Origin of the sequence: Clostridium sp. J1101437_171009_A5, assembly GCF_015547905.1 — a bacterium.
Taxonomy (GTDB): domain Bacteria; phylum Bacillota; class Clostridia; order Oscillospirales; family Oscillospiraceae; genus Pseudoflavonifractor_A; species Pseudoflavonifractor_A gallinarum.
In genome coordinates this window covers 125,218-131,992 of record NZ_JADMVY010000011.1, presented here as the reverse complement: position 1 = coordinate 131,992, position 6,775 = coordinate 125,218, and the positions used below count along the sequence as shown (strand labels likewise).

Annotated in this window: 5 protein-coding genes; all 5 read left to right on the top strand. The window is 46.9% G+C overall.

Annotated elements, in window-relative coordinates:
* Nucleotides 1–403 (top strand): restriction endonuclease subunit S (locus tag I2C21_RS14230; RefSeq protein ID WP_195279562.1); only part of this gene is annotated, 403 nt, incomplete at its 5' end.
* Nucleotides 404–416: 13 nt separating this feature from the next.
* Nucleotides 417–3,614 (top strand): type I restriction endonuclease subunit R, encoded by a 3,198-nt coding sequence (locus I2C21_RS14225; RefSeq protein WP_195279561.1) that lies wholly within the window; start codon nt 417–419, stop codon nt 3,612–3,614.
* Nucleotides 3,614–4,276 carry a M48 family metallopeptidase gene (locus I2C21_RS14220; RefSeq protein WP_195279560.1) on the top strand — a complete coding sequence of 221 codons (663 nt, stop codon included), beginning with the start codon at nt 3,614–3,616 and terminating at the stop codon, nt 4,274–4,276. The genes I2C21_RS14225 and I2C21_RS14220 overlap by 1 nt, the downstream gene beginning before the upstream one ends.
* A gap of 491 nt (nt 4,277–4,767) precedes the next feature.
* Complete coding sequence (locus tag I2C21_RS14215; protein ID WP_195279559.1) at nt 4,768–5,124, top strand: helix-turn-helix domain-containing protein; 357 nt, start codon at nt 4,768–4,770, stop codon at nt 5,122–5,124.
* A complete protein-coding gene (locus I2C21_RS14210) occupies nt 5,121–6,734 on the top strand; it encodes a recombinase family protein (protein ID WP_195279558.1) in 1,614 nt (537 codons plus the stop codon). Before I2C21_RS14215 ends, I2C21_RS14210 begins: the two co-directional genes overlap by 4 nt.
* The last annotated feature ends 41 nt before the right edge of the window (nt 6,735–6,775 follow it).

Here is a 6,775-nt window from a genome sequence, read left to right as displayed (position 1 = left end):
ATTTTACCGCATTACCCCTGTTTTTCCTAGTATTTTCAATGGTTTCCGAGCTTTTTCCCACTGTTCAGTAAGCCCTAACTTAACAGAAAATTGTGCCAAAATTGCAAACATCAAAGGCTATAGTCCTGAGTTTTTATACTATTTTCTCAAATCGGAGTACGGGCAGAAAGAAATTGCGAGTGGAACAGTTGGCGAGGTTCAAGCAAAGTTGCCTTTGAAAAATATTCTTGAAATAAAAGTTCCAGTGTTGAGTATGCAGGAACAAGAAGCAGTTGTAGAAAAACTGCGGATAGTAGATGAGAAAATAGAACGAGAAGTACAGTACTATAACAAGATGGAAAGTATCAAAGCTGGAATGATGCATGATTTACTGTCTGGTTTAGTAGATGTGACTATGATATAAGGAGGCGGCGTTTATGGCAGGAAGACCATCTGAATTGATGTATGTGGAGACTCCCCTGCTTGAACAACTAAAACAGTTGGGATGGACAGTCGTCCAACTGGATGACAGCGAAAAGCATGATCCTCAGAAGAGTTTCCGGGAGTCCTTCTCGGAGGTCGTTATCGTGTCGCGCCTGAAAGCTGCCCTGAAGCGTCTGAATCCGTGGCTGAACGATGTCCAGGTCGACGATCTCTGTGTTCAGGTTCAGAACTATCCTCATCCACTTCGGCAGATTCTTGAAAACAACGAGGAAGTTTATGACCGCATTACGGAAGGGCTGTCTGCCGACAACGAAGAAAGTGGCGAGATAAACTGTCCTGTACGTCTTATCGACTGGAGGGATGTGGATGCCTATGACGGTCCCAACGCTACTGATAACGACTTCCTTGCCATCAGCCAGTATAGGGTTCGCATTCCCGGCAAAGAGGAGTATATCATTCCTGATATTGTCCTGTTTGTAAACGGTCTGCCTCTCGTGGTCATCGAGTGCAAGGCGCCAGATATCACAGAACCGATGGCAGAAGGCATCGACCAGCTGATGCGTTACCAGAACCGCAGAGGTGCTGAAGAGCTGGAAGGTGTGCCGGAACTGTTCTACTTCAATCAGATTATCATGTCCACCTGTTTCCATGATTGCCGCTATTCTAGCATCACAGGCGGTGTCAGCCATTTTATGGAGTGGAAAGATGCCTATCCATACAAGCTTCGTGATATCAATCCTAACGGCAAGCCTTCGGCACAGGAGATTGCTGTGGCGGGTATGCTTGAACCATCCCACCTCCTTGATATTGTCCAGAACTTCATAGCGTATAAAGATGAGGACAACGGCATCCGTGTGAAACTCGTTCCCCGCTATATGCAGTATCGCGGCGCATCCAAAATTATCGAGCGACTGCGTACTGCCGATAAGGGAGAAAAAGGCGGTACGCTCTGGCATACCCAGGGTACGGGCAAAACGCTCACCATGATGTTTGTTATCCGCAAGATGTACAATTCCTTCGATTTAAACAACTACAAGGTCGTTCTAATCGTGGACAGAAAAGACCTGCAGACGCAGATGTTCAAGACCACGAAGACCGTGAAGTATGCCATCAACATTGCTGGCAGCATCGATGGACTGAAAGATCTCATCAAGAATACTGCAAGCGATGTTACGGTTGCGATGGTTCACAAATTCGGCGAGGCGGAAAAGAGCAAGGATAAGAAGGGTAAGAAAACCGGCTCTTTGGAACAGAGAACTTCAGTTTCCACATTCCCGGTTCTCAATACAAGCGATCGCATTCTGGTTATGATCGATGAGGCGCACCGTTCCGAATACTCTGAATTGGCTGCAAATATGTGGAAAAGTATGCCTAACTCGGTAAAGGTCGCATTTACGGGGACTCCGATTACCAAGACTGTTGATAACTTCGGTGGTTACATTGATACCTATACAATGCGACAAGCCGAGGAAGACGGTATTGTCGTAGAAATCAAATATGAAGGTCGTGCAACGGACAGCGAGATTACTGATCACGATGCCATGAACCACGCATTTATCGATGTTTTTGGCTATCTCGAAGATGATGAACAGCTTGAAATCCTTGGCAAGTACACTGTCAGAGGATATCTTGAGGCGCAGGAAGTCATAAGCGAAAAAGCTGCTGATATGCTCGACCATTATATCAATACAGTTTTCACCAACGGATTTAAAGCGCAGGTCGTCGGAGTCAGTAAAGAAGCGGCATACCGATATAAGAAAGCGATTGATGCACTCCTTCCCCAAAAAATAGAAGAGCTGGAACGCAGCAATCCGAACCACATTGATATCGAACAGCTGAAGAAACTCAAAACTGCCTGCATCATCTCGTCCGGCGGTGCAAACGAGGATCAGCACCTGAAACAGTATACAAATGAGGGTGAGAATGAACTCATCATTGACGGCTTTAAGGCACCATTCGGAGAGACCGGCCTTAAAGGTGGTGATGGCAATTACGGCATCCTAATCGTTACCGCCATGCTGCTGACAGGGTTTGACGCTCCTGTTGAGCAGGTCATGTATCTTGACAAGAAGTTGACAAACCATAATCTCCTGCAGGCCATCACAAGAGTGAACCGCACTTGCGGAGCAAATAAAAAGTGCGGATACTTGGTAGATTATGTGGGTATCACAAACCATCTTAAAGACGCTCTTGCCGATTATGCTGATGCTGATAGGGATGAGATTTTGTCATCCCTTCGTGACAAGTCCAAGGATATTGATGCACTGAATACGGCGTACAACGAGATTATCCAGTTCCTTAACGAAAAGGTCGGTTACGCACTTTCGCAGACCTCCGACATTATTGAGGAACTTTGCATTGATGAGGAACTCCGGGAAGAATTCAATGGACGGGTCTCTGTTATGTCACGCTTGTTTGACCGTGTTCTTCCGAATCCGGCAGCACTGGAGTATAGCGAGGATTACAAGGCGCTTGCTTTCATTCGTGAATCCGTAGCAAAGATGACCAGAAATCCAAGGTTCTCCAATAAGGATGCCAGCAAGAAAGTCCGAGCCATTATCGAGGAATACCTCAAAGTCAACGGTGTGGATATGGAAATTGCCCCCATTTCCTTGCTTTCGGATGACTTCCTGAAAGGCGGCCAGAGCAAAAAGAGTGATCGTGCGGTTAGCGAAGAAATCAAATATGCTGTCCGCGAGTTTATCAACATTAATATGCCGAAAGACCCAGAATTGTATGCTCGCTTGAGTGAGCGGTTGGAACAAATTCTGGAGGAGTTCAAGAACAACTGGGAAGAACTCCGCAAGGCTCTCGAACAGCTGCGCCGCGACATCAAGGCCGGTCGGGCGAAGGAAAATACCTACGGTTATGATGCGACACATGAAATGCCGTTTCTTGGCCTTTTGAAGACGGAGTTTTTTGGAAAAAAGACCTTTGAAGAGTTGTCTGATGAGCAGATGACCACGATGAAGAATCTGACGGATGATATTCTGAACCGATTCAAGCAGGAAACGGTCGCTGTTAACTTCTGGAATAATGTGGCATTGCAGCAGGAACTACGCACATATATTATCAAACAGCTGATTGCGCCTGAAATTAAGAAGGTTGTGCCAGACATCGTGAAACGCCGTAAGGATATTGCGCAGAAACTGATGGAACTCGGCTATCAGCATTTCGGGAGGGATGACTGATGCATGGAATAGCATATCAGGTAGTGCGCTCCGACAGAAAGAGCGTGGCACTTGTAATAGATAATGAGGCCAACCTCATTGTCCGCGCTCCGGCCTTTATGCCAAATTCCGTAATAGATGATTTTGTCCGAAAGAAAAAACGTTGGATCAATGAAAAACAACAGCAGGTAGCTGTCTTCGGAGAGAAGCACCCTCTCGTTGTTGTGGAGACTGGCGAAAGCATTATGTATCTCGGCAACAATTACGCCATCATTAAAGATGCGGTTGATGCGGTTGAAATTTCAGGAAACGAACTGATTGTTCCAAAGAATTACGATGTTGCGGCGCTGACTGCTTGGTTGAAGGAACAAGCAATGCAGATCATATTAGAGCGAATTGCCCTGTATGCGAATGTTATGGGTGTCACGCCCGGAACTATAAAACTATCGGAGGCGAAGGCTCGATGGGGTTCTTGCAGCACAAAGAATAATCTAAATTTTGCGTGGAGGCTTATCATGTGCCCTATCTCCGTGATTGATTATGTTGTGGTACATGAGTTGAGTCATATTACCTACAAGAACCATAGTCCCGCATTTTGGGCAAGAGTAAAAACCGTCCTTCCGACTTTTGAGGACGGTCAAGAATGGCTGAAGTTTAATAAGAAATTGATGGAGATAATATAAAGAATTCATTGATCACACATTACCTTTTAATGATCCCAGTTGGCGAGATGCTTAGGAGGAAATATCATGGAGGAAGCGGTACAGATTGTAATGAGCCAGTGCGAGATGTGGATAGATAATGCTGTGCTATAGGTAAGTGTTTTACGCAATAGCATTAGATAGCATCGCTTCTATGCCAGGGAAAATTCCAGATAAGAGCGTTCGCAGAACGCGCAGCCACAGAATGAAATTCTGTGTTCAAAAGGGGCTTGGGGGCGCTGCCCTCAACAAGCAGACGGCAGAAAATGTGAGCGTGTATTAACACTCGCATTGCTTGCCGGATTTGTGTGTGGCTATCCACACGCATTGCTTGCTACAATGTGCTTGGATCAAGATATGGAGTTCGAAGATTATGAGATACCGCTATTTCTTCCTTTAAATTATGCTAATATAGGGTTGAAGATTAACCTGCTATCTGATATAATGAAGCTGTCAAATAGGGGGTGTATCTCTTGAAAGAAGTAGCTGAAAGGTTGCGGTTTCTGCGGGAAAGTGTCAAACTATCTCAAGTAAAGATGGCTGAGATTGTCGGTGTCAAGCAATCCAGCCTGAACCGTTATGAGCTTAACCAGGCTTCGCCGACATTTGAAACGCTTACCCGGTATGCGGATTATTTCGATGTATCCATGGACTATATCTTTGGGCGCACGGATAATCCTCAGGGAAAGCTGTATGAGTACAAGCCTAAAATCCAGCAGAATGACCCCAAAATGCAGAAGTTTGTGGAGATGTGCTTTGACCCCGCCTCTCCTATGAATGCACGACTCAAGGAAACACTGCTGCAAATGCTTGGGGAGGCGAAACAATGAATGTTGTTATCTACGCCCGCTACTCCAGCCACAGCCAGACCGAGCAATCTATTGAGGGACAGCTCCACACCTGCTATGAGTATGCCAGAAACAATGGCTATCTCGTTGTCGGGGAGTACATCGACCGTGCCCAGAGCGGAACCACCGACAGTCGCGCCGAGTTCCAGCGGATGATTGCCGACAGTGACAAGCATACCTTTGAGGGTGTTCTGGTTTACCAGCTTGACCGTTTTGCCCGCAACCGATATGACAGTGCCATCAACAAGGCAAAACTGAAAAAGAACGGTGTGCGAGTGATCTCCGCGCGGGAAAACATCAGCGATGATGCCAGCGGCATTTTGGTGGAAGGTGTTCTGGAAAGTATGGCTGAATACTACTCAGCGGAGCTTTCCCAAAAGATTCGCCGGGGCATGGAGATTAATGCGCAAAAGTGTTTGGCCAATGGCAGCAATCCTGGTTTGGGCTATAAGGTGGATTCCGAACGTCGGTACTATGTGGATGAGGAAGAAGCAAAGATTGTCCGGGAGATTTTTGAACGGTATGCCAGTGGAGAAACAGTTGCAGACATTATTCGTGATTTGAACCGTAGAAAGCTCACGACTTCCCTTGGCAAACCCTTTAATAAAAACAGCGTCCACCGCATTTTGAACAACCGGCGTTACATCGGGTATTACCTCTACAAAGGCCAGGAAACGCCGGGCGGTATGCCTCGTATCATCGAAGATGAGCTGTTTGAGCGTGTCCACTATATCCTTGATCGCAACAAAAAAGCACCTGCCCGAGCCAGAGGGCGGGAAGAGTATCTGCTCACCACAAAGCTGTTCTGTGGCTACTGCCGGGAGATGATGACCGGTTACGGTGGTACAGGAAAATCCGGCAAGACCTATCACTACTATGCCTGCAATAATTTCAAACGGCGTAAATGCAAAAAGAAGGTCATCAGTAAAGAGAAAATCGAGGATCGTGTTGTGCTGGAGTGCCGCAAGTTGCTGACAGACAGCAACATTGAGCGGATCGCAGCTTCGGTATCCGAGGTCTGTGAATCCAACCAGGACACAGCATCCATCAAACGCATCAAAGCTGCCATCCAGGAAGCAGACACTGCCATTGAAAATCTCTGGAAGGCACTGGAGCGGGGACAGGCCGCCGACATGATCACTGAGCGGATTGAAAAACGCCAGCACGAAAAAGAGGAACTGCAAGCACAGTTGGCTGTCGAGATGGCAAAGCAGGTGACTTTGACAGCACCACAGGTTAGAGCCTATCTCTACTCGCTCAGGCAAGGAGACAAGAATGACGAGAACATCAAGCGTGGGATCATCAATATTTTCCTCCGGGCGATATATTTGTATGATGACCGGTTCACCTTGATTTTGAACGGCAGCGACACACCAATCACAATTGATGACATCCTGCTGGACGAGATCGAGGAGGGGCTTGAGGGTGACCTGACCAACTGCGAAGGGTGTTCATCGTTGGTTGCGGACGCTCCACCAAAAATCCCGGTGCCCTGCAATGCAGAGCACCGGGATTTTCTCTTGCTCTCGCAGCGGGTACCCGTTCCGTGTATCATATGTCACATTTCGCATATAGGCTGTCACACTCCATAAACAGAGAAGGAAACTGCACACTATTTTACACAGGAAAAGAG